The organism is Sphingomonas sp. 10B4 (assembly GCF_035019905.1).
Taxonomy (GTDB): domain Bacteria; phylum Pseudomonadota; class Alphaproteobacteria; order Sphingomonadales; family Sphingomonadaceae; genus Sphingomonas; species Sphingomonas glacialis.
This window is the reverse complement of sequence record NZ_JASJVC010000010.1, coordinates 66,111-84,494: the sequence shown is the minus strand read 5'-3', so window position 1 is coordinate 84,494 and position 18,384 is coordinate 66,111. Positions and strand designations below refer to the sequence as shown.

The window sequence follows — 18,384 nt, the reverse complement described above, 5'->3', positions numbered from 1 at the left end:
AATGGGCCGCCGATGCCGAAGCCGCCTTGCGCACCACTGTCGATACTGCCCGTCTCGCAGGAGGCAGTCCATTCCAGACCATCCTCGGTGCCGTCTCTGCCTTATAGCCGGTAGGGGGTGGGTAATTACCCGAGACAAGCGTCCTCGGGCGCAAGGGCAATCCGTACTAAGGGCGCCCGCCTCTGCGCGCTTCGACTTGCGCCGGGGACCGTAGTCGAGGCATGGCGGCGACATGGCCCATTTGCTTTCCTTTGGTGCGGCAGGCGTGAGTCTTCTTCTTGCGCTGCCCGCTGCGGCGCAGGATGTCGCGCCACCGGTGGCGATGAGCTTCGAGGCGGCATCGCAGGCGCTGGGCAAGGGCTCGCGCGCGCTCAGTGCGGCGGATCACGAGGTCCGGGCGGCACAGGCCACGGCAGACGCGCTGAAGGCATTGCGGCGGCCCGTTGTCTCCGCCTCGGCGAGCTTTGTCGAATATCAGAAGACGCTTGCGATCGACCTGTCGGGGAGCAAGCGCGACCTGACCGGAGCGACCACCGACTTTCTCGCCGGCTTGCCCGGGCAATTCCCGCCGGGCTTTCAGGAAATCGTCAGCCAGGTGACGCAACGCGTCGGCGCGGCGCTGCCAGGGTTAGTGTCGGCGATCCCGGATACGCTGCGCTTCCAGACGCGCGATACGGCGTTTCGCCCGACGGTGACAGCCGCGCTGCCGCTCTACACCGGCGGTGCGATCCCCGCGATCCAGCGTGGCGCGCAGGCCGGCGTCGCGATCGCCGAGGCGACGCAGGCGCAGGGGCGCGATCTGTCGCAGCTCAACCTGGTCCGCACCTATTTCGGGCAGCAAGTCGCCGAACAGCTCGCTGCCTCGACGCGCGCGACGCGCGACGGCTTTGACCGCCATCTTTCCGACGCGCGCAAGCTCGAGCAGCAAGGCGTGTTGTCGCATGCCCGCGTGCTCGAGGTCCAAGTCGCGCGCGATGCCGCCGACCGCGCCTATCTGCGCGCCGATCTCGAGGCGGCGACCGCGCGCGATACGCTCGCGCGGCTGCTCGATGCCGAGGGTGGGGTGCAGCCGACCACGGCGCTCTTCGTCAACGCCCAGCCGTTGCCGCCCAAGGCCGAGTTCCTCGCCGCAAGCGATCATCCGCAAGCGCGCGGTGCCGACGCGGCGCGCGCGGTCGCCGCGGCCGGGGTCGATCTGGCGCGCTCGCGCTATCGCCCGCAGGCGTTCGCGTTCGGCGAGTATAATCTCAATCGCAACGATGCGCTGCCGACCGAACCCGACTGGATCGCGGGGGTCGCGGTGCGGATGACCTTGCTGTCGAACGTCGACCGGCGCCGTACGCTCGATGCGGCGCACGAACGCGAGCGCGCGGCCGCCGACGGCGCGGCCGAAATCCGCAAGACGATCGCGACGCAGACGATCCGCGCCTATGACCTGACCGAAACCGCGCGACGCACCTTCCTCTCGCTCGACAGCAGCGTTGCCGCGGCGGAGGAGAATCTGCGCGTGCAAGAACTCTCGTTCCGCGAGGGCGAGGCGACCTCGGCGGCGGTGATCGATGCGCAGGCGGCGATCGCGACGGTCCGCACGCAACGGATTGCCGCGGCGTATGAATATGATCTCGCGCTGGCGGGGCTGCTTGTCGCCAGCCATCAGCTCGACAGTTTCGGCGGCTATCTCGCGCGCGCCGACCACCGCCTGGGGGCCGTGACGCCATGACCGACAGTCCGCGTAGCAAGCGCAATCTCCGGCCGCTGTTCTACGCCGCGCTGGTCCTCGTCGCGATCCTGCTCGCGATCGGGCTGTGGCTCGCCAGCCGGCCCGCGCCTGAGCAGTTGCAGGGGATGGTCGATGCCGACGAGGTCAACGTTGCGACCAAGGCGCTTGCGCGTGTCGATCGGCTGTTCGTCGACGAGGGCGCGCACGTCCGTGCCGGGCAAGTGCTCGCGCAACTGTCGAGCCCCGAGATCGCGGGCGGACAAGCGCAGGCCAAGGGCGCTTTGCAAAGTGCGCAGGCAGTCCAGTCCGAAACCGAGCAGGGTGCACGCGCCGAGGATGTCGCGAGCGTCAAGGCGGTCTGGTTGGCGGCGCAATCGGTCGCCAATTTGGCGCAAGTCACCAGCCGCCGGTCCGAGACGCTCTATGCCGAGGGCGTGATCGCGGCGCAGCGGCGCGACGAAGCCGTCGCCGCGCGCGACAGCAGTGCACGCCAGGCCGAGGCGGCGCGCCAGCAATATCTCAAGGCGTTGGCGGGCGCGCGGCCGCAGAACAAGGCGGTGGCGGCGGCGCAGGTCGATATCGCGCGCGCCGCGCTCACTACAGCGACCGCGCTTGGCGGCGAGACGCGGTTGGTCTCGCCGATCGCGGGCGAAGTATCGCGCAAGCTCGTCCAGCCGGGTGAGGTCGTCAGCCCGATCGTCCCAGCCTATCAAGTGATCGACGTCGCGCATCCGTGGGTGTCGATGACGGTGCGCGAGGACCAGTATCGCGGCATCGCGATGGGCAAGGTGCTGAGCGGCAAGGTGCCAGCGCTCGGCACGACCGCGAGCTTCCGTATCTATAGCATCGCGCCGCGCGCGGATTTTGCGACGTGGCGCGCGACGCGGCAATCGTCGGGCTATGACGTGCGCTCGTTCGAGGTGCGGATGCGCCCGGTCGGTACGCTCGCCAAGCTGCGGCCGGGCATGAGCGTATTGTTCGACTGGCCGCAATGAGCGCGTTCGCGCGCGCGCTGTCGGCGGAACTCGCGCATTTGCGTGGCTGTCGCTGGGATCTCGCGATGCTGACGCTGATGCCCGCCGCCTTGCTGTTCGCGATGGGGGCTATGCTGTTCGGAGGCGTCGCGCGTGATCTGCCGATCGCGGTCGTCGATCATGACGCGACCAGCGCAAGCCGCGCGATCGTGCGTGCGGTCGAGGCGTCGCCGGCAGTGCGGATCGTCTGGGTCGGGGCGGATCTGCCCGATGCGATGACGCTGGTGCGGCGCGAGCAGGCCTGGGCGATCGTCGAGATTCCGCGCGGCGTCGGGCGGGGGGTGGCGCGCGGTACAGTGCCGGCGATCCATATCCGCTATCAAGCGAGCTTTCTCTCGACCGGCACGCAGGCGGTGCGCGGGATATCGAGCGCGGTGACCGCGGCGAGCACCGAGCTCGTCGCCGCGCAGTTGAGCGCCCACGGATTGCCACCGCTGCGCGTGACGCCGCTCACCGTGCAAGTGACCGCGCTGTACAACGCCGCGACGAGTTTCGAATGGTATTTGCTCTCGCTGATCAATCCGGCGGTGCTCCACCTGCTGACCGCGTGCGTGACGGTGATGGCGCTCGGCCGCGAACTCCGCGACAAATCGCTCTCGGCTTGGGCCCGCGCGAGCGGTGGTGTCGCGGGCGCGGTGTTCGGCAAGATGCTGCCCTATGTCGCGGCGATGAGCCTGTGGGGTGTTGCCTGGTTGCTCTACCTGACGCTCGCGCGCGGGTGGCGGGTCGAGGGGAGCATCGCGCTGATCGTCGCAGGGCAGTCGCTTTTCTATCTCGGCACCGCGTGCATCTCGGCACTGCTCGTCGCGGTGACGCGTGAGACCTCGACCGGGCTCTCGGCGAGCGCGGTCTATGCCGGGTCGGCGCTCGCCTTTTCGGGAGCGACCTTGCCGCTCGATGGCGGCAGCGGCTTTGCGCGGATCGTCAGTGCGATCCTGCCGTTGACGCATTACCTCGCGCTGCAGATGGGGCAGTTCGTCGGGGATGCGGCGGCATCGGCGGTCGGGCCGATCCTCGCGCTGCTCGCATATGTCGCGATTGCGGGCGGCGGCGCGGTGCTGCTGATCGCGCGCAGCGCCCGGAGCGCGGCATGAGCTTTCGCGAAGCCTTCGAGGAGACGTGGCGGACGGTGCTGACGTCGCGCACGCTCGCCAGCACGATGCTGCTCGCGGTCGTGCTGTATGCTTTTTACTATCCCGCGCCGTATGCGCACGAAGCGACGCAAAGCGTGCCCGTGCTGGTGGTCGACCAGGAGGATAGTGGGCTGACGCGCGAGGTGCTGCGCAATCTGGCGGCGACGCGCGAAGTGCGGATCGTCGCCTCGGTCGCCGACATGCCAAGCGCGACCGCGCGGATGCGCGCGGGCGAGGCCGACGGGATCATCCTGCTGTCGCGCGGGGTGACGCGATCGCTGCTGACCGGCGCGCCGGGCGGCGGTGTCGGCGTATGGGTGAAGGCCGCATATCTGCTGCGCGCGAGCGCGATCGGCGAGGGGGTCAGCGCGGCGCTCGCGGGCGCGGCGGAGAACCGGCTGCGGAGCGCGGCGCGCGCCCTCGGGCTGCGCACCCCGGTCCGCGTCATCCAGGAGCCGCTGTTCAACAGCGGTGCAGGCTACAAGGACTATGTCTTTCCCGCGGTCGCGAGTGTGATCCTCCAGCAGACCTTGCTGTTCGGCGTCGCCACCTTCGTCGCCGGGCGACGCGAGCGCGGCGATCCGCCGATGCGGCGTGCCGCATTCTTGGGGGCATGGGCGGCGATGACGCTGCTCGGCGTGTTCGCCGCGTTCTTCTATTTCGGCTTCATCTTCTGGCTGCAGGACGTTCCGCGCGGCGGCAACATCCCGGCCTTGCTCGTGACGGTGCCGTGCTTTGCCGCAGCGGTCGCGGCGCTCGGGCTGTTCCTCGGCGGGCTGTTCGATCGCTCCGAGCGCGCGATGGCGGTGCTCGTGCCGACCTCGGTTCCGCTGTTCTTCCTCACCGGATCGGCATGGCCGCTCGAGCAGATGCCGTCCTGGCTCGCCGCACTCGCGCATCTCGCGCCCTCGACGCTCGCGGTGCATATCTTCGTGCCGCTTAACCAGATGGGGGCGGGGTTGAACGACGTGGCGGGTGACGCAATCGCGCTGGCGGTGGAAGCGCTGGTCTATGGCGCGCTCGCCGCCTGGCTGCTCACGCGCGCCTCCCGGATAGCGCGAGCAGACTGACCAGGGCGATCGTTGGCGCTAGCGGGCGGCGACCGAGAAGCGATAGACGATCACGTTGCGATAGGTCTGGCCCGGATCGAGCCGCGCCGATCCGAGCGCCGGCTGGTTGGGCGTGTCGGGGAACACCTGCGGCTCGAGCGCGATCCCGTCGCCCTGGCGATAGGCATGGCCCGATTTGCCGACCGCGGTGCCATCGAGGAAGTTGCCGGTGTAAAGTTGGACGCCCGGCTGGTTCGACAGGATTTCCATCGTCCGCCCGCTCACCGGATCGGAGACGCGCGCCGCAAGCCGCGGCGTCGCGCTGAGCGTGCGCGCGACGACGTAATTCTCGTCATAGCCCTGACCAAAGACGATCTGCGGATCGCTCGCATCGCGGATCCGCGTGCCGATCACGGTCGGCGTGCGGAAGTCGAACGGCGTTCCCGCGACCGGGCGGAAGCTGCCGGTCGGGATCAGCGTGGCATCGACCGGCGTCGTCGTATCGGCGGGGATCGTCAGCACAGCGTCATAGATCGACCGCTGTGCCGCCTCGCCGCCAAGATTGAAGAAGCTGTGATTGGTGATGTTGACGATCGTCGGCTTGTTCGTCGTCGCGCGATACTCGATTGTAAGTTCGTTGGAGTCGTTGAGCGAATAGGTCGCAGTGACCTGGAGTTCGCCGGGATAGCCTTCCTCGCCGTCTGCGCTGGTGTATGCGAGCGTCACGTGCGGCGTCGCACCGCCGGCCACGTCGACGATCCGCCACGGACGCTTGTCGAACCCCTTGACGCCGCCATGCAGCGCGTTGGTCTTGTTATTGAGCGCGAGCGTATAGCCCTTGCCGTCGAGCGTGAAGCGACCGCCCTTGATGCGGTTGGCATAGCGCCCGACGGTCGCGCCGAAATAATTGGGGGCGGTCAGATAGCCATGCATGTCGCCATAGCCGAGCGTTACGTCGGCGATCTTGCCGTCGCGGTCGGGAACGTCGACGCCCTGGAGGATCGCGCCGTAGCTCAGGATCCGCGCGCGCATGCCGTGGCTATTGGTCAGTGTAACCACTTCGACCGCACTGCCGTCGGCGAGCGTTCCGAAAGGCGCGCGATCGGCGCCGGCGGCGGCTGCCATGGTGGGTGCGGCAAAGCCGAGCGCAAGCGCCGCAAGAGCGAAGGTCCGTGGCATTGGGGTCCCCTCCAGGAGTGTGTGACACAAGGCCGCCGATGCAATGTCGACGTGATCCCCTTGCGCTTATAGTCAGACAACGGAGGGCAAAGCGCAAGGGCCCGTGGCGCGCTGTCGCGCCCGGGATACCCGCCGGGCGCGCCCGGTCAGCGCGCCAACGTGACCTGCGTTGCCCGGATTGGCGCGGCGACGGTGAAGCTCAGCGTGCCGGCCGCGCTGTCTGGCTGCGCGGTGATCGCCTTGCGGTCCTGCGCCACGGTGGCGGCACCGGTCCAGCCATGCACGGTGACAGCGATCTGCTTCCACCACGGCGCAAAGCTGCCCTCGCGCGCGTCGAACGCGATCGTCACTCCGTTCGCGGTTACGCTGCAGCGGACCGTCTGACGCAGATAGCCACGGCGCTGATAGGCGAGCGTCGTGCCGTCATCCTCGTAGAGCGTTCCGACACAGTCCTCGCCCGGATAGATGTCGAGCATCAGCGGCCCCGACGGCGTCTGCGCGGTGCTCTGGACGAGCGGCTGGCGCGGCAGGATCGTGCCGGCGCGGACGAACACCGGCAGCCGATCGAGCCGCGGGGTTTCGCTCACGCGGTCGCCCTTGGCGTGTTCGGTCGGGACGGCCTGCGTCGCCGACTGGACCGGGCCGGCGGAGGTTGGCTCGGGGCTCCCGGCGCGCTGGCCGGTCCAGTAATCGTACCAGCCGCCCGCGGGCAGGCAGACGTCGTAGCGCTGCGGCGATTCGGGGCTCGGCGGCGGCGCGATCAGCAGCGCCTTGCCGAGCGTGAACGCCATCGACTGGTCGCAACCCATGCTCGCGGCGCTCGGATAATCGTAGAACACCGGGCGCATGATCGGATCGCCGAGCCGGCTGTTCTGGTCGGCCAGCGCGTAGAAATAGGGCATCAGGCGATAGCGCTCCTCGACGAAGCGGCGGCGAATCGCGAGATGATCGGGGCCGTCGACCCACGGCTCGACGCGCGGCGTACCGGTCGCCGAGTGATCGCGGAACACCGGCGTGAACGCGCCGATCTCGAACCAGCGCGTCAGCAGATCGGGGCTCGGCCCGCCCGCAAAGCCGCTGACGTCGGCGGCGCTATAGGCGAAGCCCGACAGGCCGAGGTTGAGGATCTGGTGGACCGAGAGCTTCAGATGGTCCCAGGTCGCGCTGTTGTCGCCGGTCCAGGTCACGGCATAGCGCTGGCCACCGGCATAGCTCGCGCGCGTCATCACGAACGGCCGCTCGTTGGGGCGGAGCGCGAGCAGGCCGTCATAGGTCGCACGCGTGTTCTGCATGCCGTAGACGTTGTGGATCTCACGATGGTCGCCGGTGCGGGTGGCGAAATCGTCACTGGCGATGCGGTGTTGCGTGTCGAGCGGCATCGTCTTGGTCGCGGTGTTGAAGATCGCGGGCTCGTTCATGTCGTTCCAGAAGCCGGCAACGCCGTCATCGAGGAAGCCCTTGTAGAGCGTGCCCCACCACGCGCGCGACTTGGCCTGGGTGAAATCGGGGAAGACCGACGGGCCGGGCCAAACCGGCGCGACATAGTCGCTGCCGTCGGGGTTCTTGACGAATTCGTCGCCGCGCTTGCCGCTGGTGTAGGGCGCGTAACCGGTATCGACCTTGGCGATGTGCAAGTCGGTGATCGCGACCAGCTTGATCCCTTGCGCCTTCATGTCGGCGACGAGCTTCGCCATGTCGGGGAAGGTCTTGGGGTTGGTGGTGAAGGGGCGGTTGCGGTCCTGATAGTCGATGTCGAGCCAGATCACGTCGGTCGGCACGCGGTCGGCGCGCAGGCGGCGTGCGATCTCGCGGACTTCGTCGGCCGACATGTAGCTGTAGCGCGACTGCTGATAGCCGAGCGCCCATTTCGGCGCGAGCGGGGCGCGTCCGGTCAATCCGGCATAGCGGCGGGTCACGTCGCCGAGGCTGGGGCCGGCGATGAAATAATAGTCGATCGGGCCGTCGGGGCCGCCGAACGCGAGCGTCTCGGCATCCTTGTGGCCGAAGTCGAACCAGGTGCGATAGGTGTTGTCGAGCAGGATCCCGTAGCTGCCGCCTGCCGCTCCGGTCGAGGCGAAGAAGGGGATCGATTTGTAGATCGGGTCGTCCGAGCTCGAGAAGCCGAACGCGTCGGTATTCCAGTCGACGAACGCCTTGCCGCGCCGGTCGAGCCCGCCGGTCTTGTCGCCGAGACCGTAGAAATGCTCGCCGATCGGCAGCGTCTTGGTCAGCGTGAAGGTCTTGCCGTCGACGCTAGCGGGCGCGGCATCGGCCGAGATGATCTTCCCGTCGAGCGTCTCGAAGGTTACGGCACCACCGGCACCGATGCGAACACGGAGCTTCGCGGTGGTGAAGCCGTCGGCGGTGGGTGTCACCGTCGCGCGCGTCGCGCGCTGCGCAGGCAGGACCGCCCAACTGGCGTCCTCGGGATACACGCCGCCGCGCGCGATGCGGACGCGGACGAGATCGTCGCTGAGCGCGATCAGCTTCATCTTGAGCGCGCCGGCGGTAACTTCGACGCCGTCCTTGGCCGCGGTGAGCGTCGGGGCGGGGGCAGCGCTCTGCGCGTGCGCGGCGACCGTGGTGAGCGGCAGCGCGACGGTGGCGAGCAGCAACGCGAGGGGGAGGCGTTTCATGTCAGGTCTTTCAAGAGATTACCGGGGGAGGTGATCGGTATGCGGGCGGAAATTGTGCGCGCAGCGGCGTAGGAAGTCTTCGATCCTGACCATGTCGATCCGCTCGATATCGGGGCCGGGCGGCACGAGCCGCGCGTCGTCCGGGAAGGTGCCGTATCCAGCGAGCAGACAATGCCAGCTTATCGCATTGTAATAGCGTGATATGTCGAGCTGGTCGATCGTCGCGGTGAGGTCGGCGCCGGTGAACCAGGCCGACATGACGTGCTTGAGCGTGTCGGACGGCTCGACCGCGCGCGCCGCCGCCCAATAGCCGTGCGGGTCGGCGTGACGCTGGTTGAGCCGGTAATGCGCGACGATATAGTCGCGCACGCCGTCGTAGCGCGCGGCGATGCGGGCGTTGAAGGGGGCGCGGGCCTTCTCGGTGAACCCGTCGGCATCGACGGCGTCGAGGAACGCCTCGACCGTGGCGATGACGATGTGGAGTGCGGTCGCCTCGAGCGGTTCGAGGAACCCCTGCGCCAGCCCGACCGCGAGCGCATTGTGCGACCAGCTTTCGGCGACGCGCCCGACGCGCATCGACAGGTGGCGCGCGGTGCCTTCGTCGCCGACCTTCAAGTGCGCGCGCAGCTCGGCCTCGGCCTGGTCGCGGCTGATATGGCGGCTGGAATAGACATAGCCGTTGCCGGTCCGGCTGGTCAGCGGGATGTCCCACACCCAGCCCGCCGACAGCGCCGTGGCGCGCGTCTGGCTCGCCAGCGGTGCCGCAGGATCGCGCGGGGTCGGCATGACCACCGCCGAATCGTTGAACAATGTGTCGCCGTAACGGACGAACGGGACGGCAAGCGTGCCCTCGAACAGCAGGCTGCGAAACCCGCTGCTGTCGAGGAAGAGATCGCCCGCGATCTGCTCGCCATCGTCGCACAGCAACGCCGCGATGCCGCCATCGGCGCGCCGTTCGACGCTCTCGACGCGACGCTGGAGGTGAGTGACGCCGAGTTTGGTCACCGCATGCCGGCCGAGGAACGCGCCGACCTTGTAGGCGTCGAAATGATAGCCGTAGCTCACCTCGAACGGAAAGCTCTCCTCGGGCTGCGGCGCGCATCCCGCCGCGGCAAGCCGCGCCGGAAGCAGGAATTGGTCGGGATGCGCCGCGACGTCGCGGCCCGTCCGCCGGGCGCGCGTGTTGTAGAAGAACGAGCCCGCGGTGTGGCTGTCGAGCGCGGTAGGGAAGGGGTGGAAGTAGCGCTCGAACCCAGGCCGGTCGGACCAGCCCGCAAAGCCGATGCCGAGCTTGTAGGTCGCATCGCACGCCGGCATCCACTCGGCCTCGGCGATGCCGAGCCGGTCGAAAAAGCCTTTGAGCTGCGGGGTCGAGCCTTCGCCGACGCCGACGATGCCGATCTCGGGGCTTTCGACGAGCGTCACCCGCGCGTTCGGCCAGCGCTGCGCGATCAGGCATGCCGCGATCCAGCCTGCGGTTCCGCCGCCAAGGATCACGATCGCGCCGTCGCGGGCGAGGTCCTCGGCGGAATCGCTCATACGCGCAGCACCAAGCCGGCGAAGGCGGGGAGGGTGCCCGTCTCCAATTCGCCTGTAGCGAGCAGGATCCTACTCGTCGGTTCGATGCCCTCCGGCCAAGCCTGCGCGGCGTCGCTCATGTTGAACAGGCACAGCAGCCGCTCGCCATTCTCTTCGCGCTCGAACGCGAGCACGGCGGCGTCATTGTGGCGCATCCGAAGGTCGCCCGAACGCAATGCCGGATGTGCGTTGCGCGCAGCGATCACGCGGCGCGTCCAGTTGAGCTGCGACTCCGGATTTGCATCCTGCACATCGACCGCGAGCGCCGCATGGTCGCCGCCGAAGGGCAGCCACGGCGTTGCGCTTCCGAAACCGAGATCGGGTGCGTCGCCCGTCCACGGCATCGGCGTACGCGCGCCGTCGCGCGACAGCGTCATCGGCCAATTCGCGATCGCCTCGGGATCGAGCAGGTCCTCGAACGCGATGTCGACCTGCGTCAGCCCGAGCTCTTCGCCCTGATAGAGGAAGATGTTGCCGCGGAGACAAGCGAGCAGCAGCAGCTTCATCCGCGCGAAGGCGCGCGCATGATCGGGGCTCGTCCAGCGCGACACCGCGCGCGGTGCGTCGTGATTCTCGAACGCCCAGCTCGGCCAGCCGATCGTCGGATCGTTGGGCCAGCGCGCGAGCGAGTCCGCGACGAGCTCGGGCGTCAGCGCATCGGCGTAGAGGAAGTCGAAGCTGTACGCGCTGTCGAGCCGCTTGCCGCCCGCGGTGAACAGCTTCATCTCGCGGTCGCTATCCTCGCCGCCGATCTCGGCAACGGTGAAGCCAGCGCCATATTCGTCGAGCAACGCGCGGATCCGCTCGAGGAACGGCGGAATGTCGGCATGGCCCTGATTGTGGAGCTTGAGCTGGAAATCGAACGGTCGGGTCCGCGCGCGGTTGGTCGCGGGCGCGGGCGGGTTATCGGTCAGCGCGGGATCGTGCATTGCGAAGTTGATCGCATCGAGCCGGAAGCCGTCGACGCCGCGATCGAGCCAGAAGCGCGCGGTGTCGAGCAGCTCCTGCTGCACCGCCGGGTTGTGCCCGTTGAGCTGCGGCTGTTCCTTCAGGAAATTGTGCAGGTAATATTGCTGCCGCCGCGCGTCCCACGTCCACGCCGGGCCGCCGAACACCGATTGCCAGTTCGACGGCGGGCTGCCGTCGGGCTTGGCGTCGGCCCAGACGTACCAGTCGGCCTTGTCGCCCGAGCGGCTCGCGCGGCTCGCCTCGAACCAGGGGTGCTCGTTCGACGTGTGCGAATAGACCTGGTCGATGATGATGCGCAGCCCGAGCGCATGCGCGCGCGCGATCAGCGTGTCGAAATCGGCGAGCGTCCCGAAGATCGGGTCGACGTCGCGATAGTTCGCCACGTCATAGCCGAAATCCTTCATCGGCGAGGTGAAGAAGGGCGACAGCCAGACGGCGTCCATCCCGAGCCCGGCGACGTATTCGAGATGCGCGGTGATGCCGTTGAGGTCGCCGATCCCGTCACCGTTCGAGTCGGCGAAGCTGCGCGGGTAGATCTGATAGATCGATGCGCCCTTCCACCAGGGTTCGGGAGTTCCGGGAACGGGGTGTTGGGCAGGGGCGGGCATAGGACTCATTCGCTGGGGAGGCGTGCAGGAGTGGCGGCGCAGATGGCGTAGCCGAGCGGTGGGAGCGTGATCGCGGCCGAGCCGGGTGCGGTCACCGTGGCGGGGCAGGCGCCGGCGAGCGTGGCGAAGCCGGCCGAGCGCGCGCCGACTTCGACATTGGCGCTGAGCGGCTGGTTCGAGGTGTTGAGGACGACGAGGATCTCGCGCCCGTCATCGTCGCCGCGCGTGAAGGCGAGCAGGCCGGGCTTGTCCGACGCGAAGCGCACGATGGTGCGACCGTGGCGCAACTGCGCGTGAGTCCGCCGGATCTGCGAGAGACGCGCGATCGTCTGGAAGATCGGGTTGTCGGTGCCGAAATGCGCAGTCGCCGTCGTGCTGGTGGTGCCGACCAGGCGATTGTCGTTGTAGCTCGCGACCTTGCTCGCAAACATATCCTCGCGCGCATCCTGGTCGCCGCCATGGCCGGTGAAGCCCTGCTCGTCGCCCGAATAGATCGTCGGCACTCCGCGCGCCGAAAGGAGCAGGACGTGCGCGAGTTCGAGCCGCGCAAGGCGTTCTGCGTCGGTCGCCTTGGGCCAGGCGAGATCGAGCATGTGCCCCATCCGGCCCATGTCGTGGTTGCCGAGAAAGGTCGGCAGCCGCAGCGCGGTGGCGTCGCCGCCTTCGTACAGCACGTCGCCGTCGATCAGCTTGGCGAAGACATCGGTCCCCGCCTTGCCGCTCAGCATCGCACGCGCGGCCGCCTGGAACGAGAAGTCGAGCACTTCGGGATAGCCGTCGCGGCGCGTGAATTGCGCGGTGTAGCCGGGGTCGACGGTTTCCGAATAGACTTCGCCGAAGATCGGGAAGTTGCGGATCCCGCGCGCGGCGGCGCGCGCTTGCATCGCCGGGATGAACGCCTGCCAGAATTCGGGGTTCACGTGGCGCGCGGTGTCGATGCGGAAGCCGTCGACGCCGAAGCGATCGATCCAGCCGCCATAGATCGCGATGAACCCCGCGATCACGCGCGGATCCTCGGTCATCAGATCGTCGAGCCCGCTGAAATCGCCGTAGCGCGCGGATTCTCCGGCGAAGGTCGAGTCACCGCGATTGTGGTAATAGCGCGGGTCGTTGAGCCACGTCGGAACCTTGACCTTCGCTTCCGCTGCCGGAACGAACGGCGTGTAGGCATAGGCCGGGTCGGTTAGCTTGGCGAAGTTCTCGGGCGTCTGCACCGCGTCGCCTGCAAAACCGGCGTTGATCGGTTTGCCCGTGACGCCAAGGCGGCGCTGATATGGATAATCCGCCTTGCCGCGATACGCGCAACTCTTGCCGACGCATTCGCGGTACTGGATCACGTCGGCAGTGTGGTTGGCGATGATGTCCATATAGACCTTCATGCCCTTCGCGTGCGCCGCGTCGACGAACGCCGCGAACTCGGCGTTGGTGCCAAAATGCGGATCGACCTTCGTGAAATCGGTAATCCAATAGCCGTGATAGCCGGCGCTCTCATGCCCCGCCGCGCCCTGCACCGGCTTGTTCTTGAACACCGGCGCGACCCAGATCGCGGTGACGCCGAGCGCCTGGATATAGTCGAGCCGCTGCAGCAGCCCCTTGATGTCGCCGCCGTGATAGAAACCCTTTGCGGTCGGGTCGTACCCCGTCGCCAGCCGGTCGCCGGTCAGCCCGCCTGTGTCGTTGGCCGGGTCGCCATTGTCGAACCGGTCGGGCAGGACGAAATAGATGATCTCGTCCTCGGGCAGACGCGCGCGCACCTGCTCGACCGGGACTGCGCTCGCCGGACCGGCGAGCGCGAGCAGCAGCGCGGCGGTAAGGCTCACGCCGCCACCGGCGTCGGCGCGGCGCAGTGGCGCGCGATGAAATCGGCATGGCTTGGCATCTGGGCAACTTCGCGGGCGTTGAGCTGGTCGATCGTATCGAGGAATTCGGCGAGATCGGCGGCGGGGATCGCGTCGGCGAGCGGGTGGTGCCCCGCCGGCATCACACCCTGGCCAGCGAACACCTGGAGCCAGCCGACCTCGGTAAAGAGCTCCTCATGCTCGCGCGTGATGTGGCCGTTGCCGCGCCACAGATCGATCTTGGCGGCAAGCGTTTCGGGCAGCGTCGCCTCGCGGCACATCTGCCAGAACGGCTCGCTCCGGTCGTTGGCGTGATAATGGAGGATGATGAAGTCGCGGATGCGTTCGTATTCGAAGTCGCTCTGGCGGTTGAATTCGTCGCGGTCGGCTTGCGCGATGGTGCGTCCGGGCAGCAGCTTCATCAGCCGCGCGATCGCCGACTGGATCATGTGAATGCTCGTCGATTCGAGCGGCTCCATGAAACCGCCCGACAGGCCGATCGCGACGACATTGCGGTTCCACATTTGCCGACGCTTGCCGGTGCGGAACTGGATCGGGCTCGGATCGGCAAGCGCTTCGCCATCGAGGCCCGCAAGCAACGTCGCGGTTGCCTCGTCGTCGCTCAAATGCGCCGAGGAATAGACGAGCCCGTTGCCCGTGCGGTGCTGCAGCGGAATGCGCCATTGCCAGCCCGCTGCCTTTGCGGTCGAGCGGGTGTACGGGGTGAACGCCGTGCTGCGTTCCGACGGCACCGCGATCGCGCGGTCGGCGGGCAGCCAGTGCGTCCAGTCGTCATAGCCGGTCTTGAGCGTCTGCTCGATCAGCAGCCCGCGAAACCCCGTGCAATCGATGAAGAGATCGGCACCGAGCGTCGTCCCGTCCTCGAGCAGCAGCGTCGAGATATCGCCGCGCTCGTCCTGGTCGACGCGGACCACCTTGCCTTCGATCCGGGTGACGCCGCGCGTCTCGCTGTAGCGGCGCAGATGGCGCGCATAGAGGCCGGCGTCGAAATGAAACGCGCTCGGCATGTCGGGCAATACGCGTGCGGTGCGCGCGGAACCGCGCTGCATCCGGTCGGCGAGTGCCGCCTGATTGTTGAGCGAATAGGCCGCGAGATCGCGCGCCGACCCGAGCTTTTGCGCACGCAGCCAATATTGATGGAACGGCAGCAAGCCGACATCGCGCCCGACCGCGCCGAACGCATGCATGTAGCGATGGCCTGGCCGCAGCCAGTCGACGAACTCGATGCCGAGCTTGTAGGTGCCTTGCGTCGCGCGCAGGAACGCATCCTCGTCGAGCCCGAGCGCATCGTTGAACAAGCGGATCTGCGGGATCGTCGCTTCGCCGACGCCGACGGTGCCGATCTCTTCGGATTCGATCAGGTCGATCTCGAACCCGGTTTCGAGGAAACGCGCGAACGTGGCGGCCGCCATCCAGCCTGCGGTGCCGCCGCCCACGATGACGATCCGGATCGGTCCGGTCGGATCGGATAGAGTGGCCATGGTCCGCGTCCCCGCTTCTTCGACATTAGACTCGCGGGACGACGGACGGCGAATGGGTTCGCCGTCCGCCGTCGCACGCGGTCAGAACTTGTACGTGATGCCCAGGTAGTAATCACGGCCATAGCGCTGGTAATCGATCACCTGGCGCGGGTCGTCATTCTGGTACGTCACGAACGGACGGTCGGTCAGGTTCTTCGCCTGCGCCAGGATCGCGAAGTTCTTGAGCGGACCGCTCTGGAACTCATAGCCGATCTGCGCATCGAGAATGCCTTCCGATCGCGCGGTGCGATAGGTCGGGTTGGCCGAGAGGCCTGCGACCTCGGCGAGGAACGACGAGCGATAGCGATAGTTCACGCGCGCCTGGAAGCCGTGCTTCTCGAAATACACCGTGCCGCTGCCGGTCCACTTCGACAGGCCGGGCAGGGTGATCGCCTGAGTCGGGTTGCTGACGAACTTGATCTCCGACTCGGTGTAGTTGCCCGAGACGAACATGCCGAAGCCGTCGAGCGCTTCGCTGACCATCTTAAAGGGGAGCGAGATCGTCCCTTCCACGCCGATCACGCTGCCGCGACCGGTGTTGGCAGGCGCGCTGACGTTGCCGATCGCCAGCCGGTTCGCGGTGACGATCGCGCGCTGTGCCGGCGACAGGGCGCCGAGCAGCGAGGAGAAGTCATACGCGTAGCTGTTGTTCGGATCGACGAAGTCGGTGAGGTGCTTGTAATAGCCCGACAGCGCGACATAGCCGCCGCCACGGAAATACTGCTCGAACGACATGTCGATGTTGGTCGACTTGTACGGCCGGAGCGCGACATTGCCGCCCGACGAGGTGAATACCGGGTTGAGCCCGGGGTTGAAGTTGTTCGGCACGATATTGGCGATGTTGATTGCCACGTCCTGCGTCACGCGCTCCTGGTCGAGGCGCGGGCGCACCATTGTCTGCGAGGCACCAAGCTTGACATAGCCCAGCGGCACCAGCTCGACCGCCATGGTCGCCGAGGGCAGGACGTTGGTGTAGCTGTACTTTTGCGACGCAGGGGCGATCGTCACGACGCCGTTGACGACGCTTGCGATCTGGCCGGTCGAGCGCTGCTCGCTGTGGATGACCTGCGTGCCGATCGAGCCCTTGAGCGCCTTGCCGCCGACATCGCCGTCGATGTTGATCTTGGCGTAGCCGGTATAGACGTTCTCGGTCACGACGTTGTCGCGGACGAGCGACGACGGGCGGTTGTCGAAGAACGTGTTGTAGCTGTTGTTGTACAGATACAGCGGATCGAGCGCGAGCACCGCGGGGACGCCGAGATAGTCGAGCGGGATCTTGCCGATCACCGCCTGGGTCGGGATCGGCGCCGAAGTCGGCGTGCCGCTCGCGACGGTGCAGTTGCTGCCGGCACCCTTGGGGCACAGGAAGAACGACTGGTAGGCGCTGGTCTTCTCGCGACGGCTGTAGTTGGCGCCGGCCTCCCAGCTCTTGATGATGCTGTTGTCGAATTCGCCGTTGAGGTTCGCGCGGAGCGACTTGAGGTCGTCCTTGAAGCTCGGGCGGTTGAGGAAGCCCGACTGCACGACGGCCTGCGTGCCGTTATAGCCCCAGCCCTGCGGATCGGTCAGCTTGAACACGCTGGTGTTGGTATAGTCGAGCGTCGGCACGATCTTGTAGGTGCCGTTGCCCTGCTGCGAAACCCGGACGGTGTCGTCCGGCCCCGCGCCGCCATAGCCGACGCCGGTATAGGTCTCGAGCAGGAAGTCGGTGCGCGTCGCATGGCTCCAGCTCGCGTCCACATTGAGATGGATCTTGTCGCTGAGCTTGAGGTCGTTGTTCCAGCCGAGCGAGAAGTTCTCCGCCTTTCGCTGGTTATAGTCGTTGCGCTGGATCGCATGGACGCCCGAGAAGGTCGTCGCGGTGGCGAAGCCGTTGGCGACGGTCACGCCGCTTTGCGTCGGGCTCGAGAAGCCGAGCGGGAATTCGATCCCGCGCAGGTGCTGCGTTTCCTCGAAGTGCGAATAGAGCGCGTCGAAAGTCGAGTGGAACACCTCCGACGGGCGCCATTCGATCGTCGCGACGCCGCCGTAGCGCTTGAGTTCGTTCGACTGGACATAGGGCTTTGCGCCGCCGAGCACGAACGGGCTCGCCGCGGTACCGGCACCGGCATAACCCCAAGCATTATAGCGCTCGTCCTGCGACGGGGTGAGCGTCGCCGATGCGCCGAGCGCGATGCCGAGCGTGTCATTGGCGAACTTGTCGACATACGTCGCCGACGCGCGATAGCCGTAGCGCGAGCTGTCGGGGTTGAGGTTCTTGATGCCGTTCATCTGGCCGCGAGCGCTGACCGCGAGAACGCGCTTGGCCTGATCGAGCGGGCGCAGCATGCGCAGATCGACCGTGCCCGAAATGCCGGCGGCGACGAGCGACGCGTCGGCCGATTTGTAGACGTTGACCGTCTTGAAGAATTCCGACGGATATTGGTCGTATTCGACACCGCGATTGTCACCGACGGTGACTTGCTCGCGACCGTTGAGCAGCGTGGTCGAAAAGTCGGGGCCGAGACCGCGGATCGACAGGCGCTGGTCGCGGCCCTCGAGACGCTGCGCGGTGACGCCGGGAAGGCGAGCGAGCGAGTCGGCGATCGACACGTCGGGCAGCTTGCCGACGTCTTCGGCCGAGACCGAGTCGACGATCAGCACCGACTGGCGCTTGATCTTGGCCGAGGAGTCGAGGCCCGCGCGGATGCCGGTGACGACGATGTCGCCGTCGGGAGTGGTGTCGGTGGTCGGCGCAACGTCGGCGGCGGTCACGGGCGCCGGCGTCGTCGGCTGCGGCGTCGGATCGGCTTGGGTCGGCGTTGCTTCGACTTGCGCCTTGGCGGTCGGGTTCGCGTTCGCGGTCGTCGCTGCATCTTGCGCGTAGGCGGTGCTTGGCAGCAGCAGGGCAGCGGTGATCGCGGCGGTGCTGGTGTACAGCCCAAGGCGTGCCGACATGGAAATGCGGCGCAGCGGCGCGCACGCGCGGTCAGCGCGGCTCGGCTCGAAATCAGTCATGTGGTGTTCCCCATCAGGCGGGCCCGGCCCGCACATCCTCGCTTCAGTTTCCTCGACGTCGTGAAACAGCGTCGATTGGCCCGGCACGGCTATATTTCGGGC

General features: G+C 67.3%; 11 protein-coding genes. 4 read left to right on the top strand and 7 right to left on the bottom strand.

Translation table 11 applies throughout. The annotated features are described in order from the left end of the window. Window positions 1-265 precede the first annotated feature (265 nt). The 4 genes from QN347_RS05140 to QN347_RS05125 are packed head-to-tail and all read left to right on the top strand — an operon-like array spanning window position 266 to window position 4,957. The gene (locus QN347_RS05140) at window positions 266-1,720 is read left to right on the top strand and encodes a TolC family protein (protein ID WP_322163653.1); all 1,455 of its coding nucleotides are present in this window, start codon (window positions 266-268) and stop codon (window positions 1,718-1,720) included. After that, a complete protein-coding gene (locus tag QN347_RS05135) occupies window positions 1,717-2,715 on the top strand; it encodes an HlyD family secretion protein (RefSeq protein WP_322163655.1) in 999 nt (332 codons plus the stop codon). Before QN347_RS05140 ends, QN347_RS05135 begins: the two co-directional genes overlap by 4 nt. Then, window positions 2,712-3,848: an ABC transporter permease gene (locus QN347_RS05130; protein WP_322163657.1), complete on the top strand. Its 1,137-nt coding sequence runs from the start codon at window positions 2,712-2,714 to the stop codon at window positions 3,846-3,848. The genes QN347_RS05135 and QN347_RS05130 overlap by 4 nt, the downstream gene beginning before the upstream one ends. Next, window positions 3,845-4,957, top strand: coding sequence for an ABC transporter permease (locus tag QN347_RS05125; RefSeq protein ID WP_322163659.1), 1,113 nt, complete (start codon window positions 3,845-3,847; stop codon window positions 4,955-4,957). The genes QN347_RS05130 and QN347_RS05125 overlap by 4 nt, the downstream gene beginning before the upstream one ends. Before the next feature lie 18 nt (window positions 4,958-4,975). Here the strand turns inward: QN347_RS05125 and QN347_RS05120 are convergent, their stop codons facing one another. From QN347_RS05120 to QN347_RS05090, 7 genes are all read right to left on the bottom strand, one after another. Next, complete coding sequence (locus QN347_RS05120; protein WP_322163661.1) at window positions 4,976-6,115, bottom strand: aldose epimerase family protein; 1,140 nt, start codon at window positions 6,113-6,115, stop codon at window positions 4,976-4,978. A 146-nt stretch (window positions 6,116-6,261) separates the two neighbouring features. Next, window positions 6,262-8,751 carry a TIM-barrel domain-containing protein gene (locus QN347_RS05115; RefSeq protein ID WP_322163663.1) on the bottom strand — a complete coding sequence of 830 codons (2,490 nt, stop codon included), beginning with the start codon at window positions 8,749-8,751 and terminating at the stop codon, window positions 6,262-6,264. Window positions 8,752-8,769: 18 nt separating this feature from the next. After that, complete coding sequence (locus QN347_RS05110) at window positions 8,770-10,290, bottom strand: tryptophan halogenase family protein (protein ID WP_322163666.1); 1,521 nt, start codon at window positions 10,288-10,290, stop codon at window positions 8,770-8,772. Further along, window positions 10,287-11,906, bottom strand: a complete 1,620-nt coding sequence (locus tag QN347_RS05105) for an alpha-amylase family glycosyl hydrolase (RefSeq protein WP_322163668.1) — start codon at window positions 11,904-11,906, stop codon at window positions 10,287-10,289. The genes QN347_RS05110 and QN347_RS05105 overlap by 4 nt, the downstream gene beginning before the upstream one ends. Window positions 11,907-11,911: 5 nt before the next feature. Further along, window positions 11,912-13,726, bottom strand: coding sequence for an alpha-amylase family glycosyl hydrolase (locus tag QN347_RS05100; protein ID WP_322163670.1), 1,815 nt, complete (start codon window positions 13,724-13,726; stop codon window positions 11,912-11,914). Continuing rightward, window positions 13,723-15,246, bottom strand: coding sequence for a tryptophan halogenase family protein (locus QN347_RS05095; RefSeq protein ID WP_322163672.1), 1,524 nt, complete (start codon window positions 15,244-15,246; stop codon window positions 13,723-13,725). The genes QN347_RS05100 and QN347_RS05095 overlap by 4 nt, the downstream gene beginning before the upstream one ends. An 81-nt stretch (window positions 15,247-15,327) precedes the next feature. Beyond that, window positions 15,328-18,282 (bottom strand): TonB-dependent receptor, encoded by a 2,955-nt coding sequence (locus tag QN347_RS05090; RefSeq protein WP_322163674.1) that lies wholly within the window; start codon window positions 18,280-18,282, stop codon window positions 15,328-15,330. Between the last annotated feature and the right edge of the window lie 102 nt (window positions 18,283-18,384).

Excerpts from the sequence above, each read along its gene's own strand:
- QN347_RS05125 (WP_322163659.1), top strand. The coding sequence starts at position 3,845 with ATGAGCTTTCGCGAAGCCTTCGAGGAGACGTGGCGGACGGTGCTGACG.
- QN347_RS05130 (WP_322163657.1), top strand. The coding sequence starts at position 2,712 with ATGAGCGCGTTCGCGCGCGCGCTGTCGGCGGAACTCGCGCATTTGCGT.
- QN347_RS05090 (WP_322163674.1), bottom strand. The coding sequence starts at position 18,282 with ATGACTGATTTCGAGCCGAGCCGCGCTGACCGCGCGTGCGCGCCGCTG.
- QN347_RS05115 (WP_322163663.1), bottom strand. The coding sequence starts at position 8,751 with ATGAAACGCCTCCCCCTCGCGTTGCTGCTCGCCACCGTCGCGCTGCCG.
- QN347_RS05105 (WP_322163668.1), bottom strand. The coding sequence starts at position 11,906 with ATGCCCGCCCCTGCCCAACACCCCGTTCCCGGAACTCCCGAACCCTGG.
- QN347_RS05110 (WP_322163666.1), bottom strand. The coding sequence starts at position 10,290 with ATGAGCGATTCCGCCGAGGACCTCGCCCGCGACGGCGCGATCGTGATC.
- QN347_RS05135 (WP_322163655.1), top strand. The coding sequence starts at position 1,717 with ATGACCGACAGTCCGCGTAGCAAGCGCAATCTCCGGCCGCTGTTCTAC.
- QN347_RS05095 (WP_322163672.1), bottom strand. The coding sequence starts at position 15,246 with ATGGCCACTCTATCCGATCCGACCGGACCGATCCGGATCGTCATCGTG.
- QN347_RS05120 (WP_322163661.1), bottom strand. The coding sequence starts at position 6,115 with ATGCCACGGACCTTCGCTCTTGCGGCGCTTGCGCTCGGCTTTGCCGCA.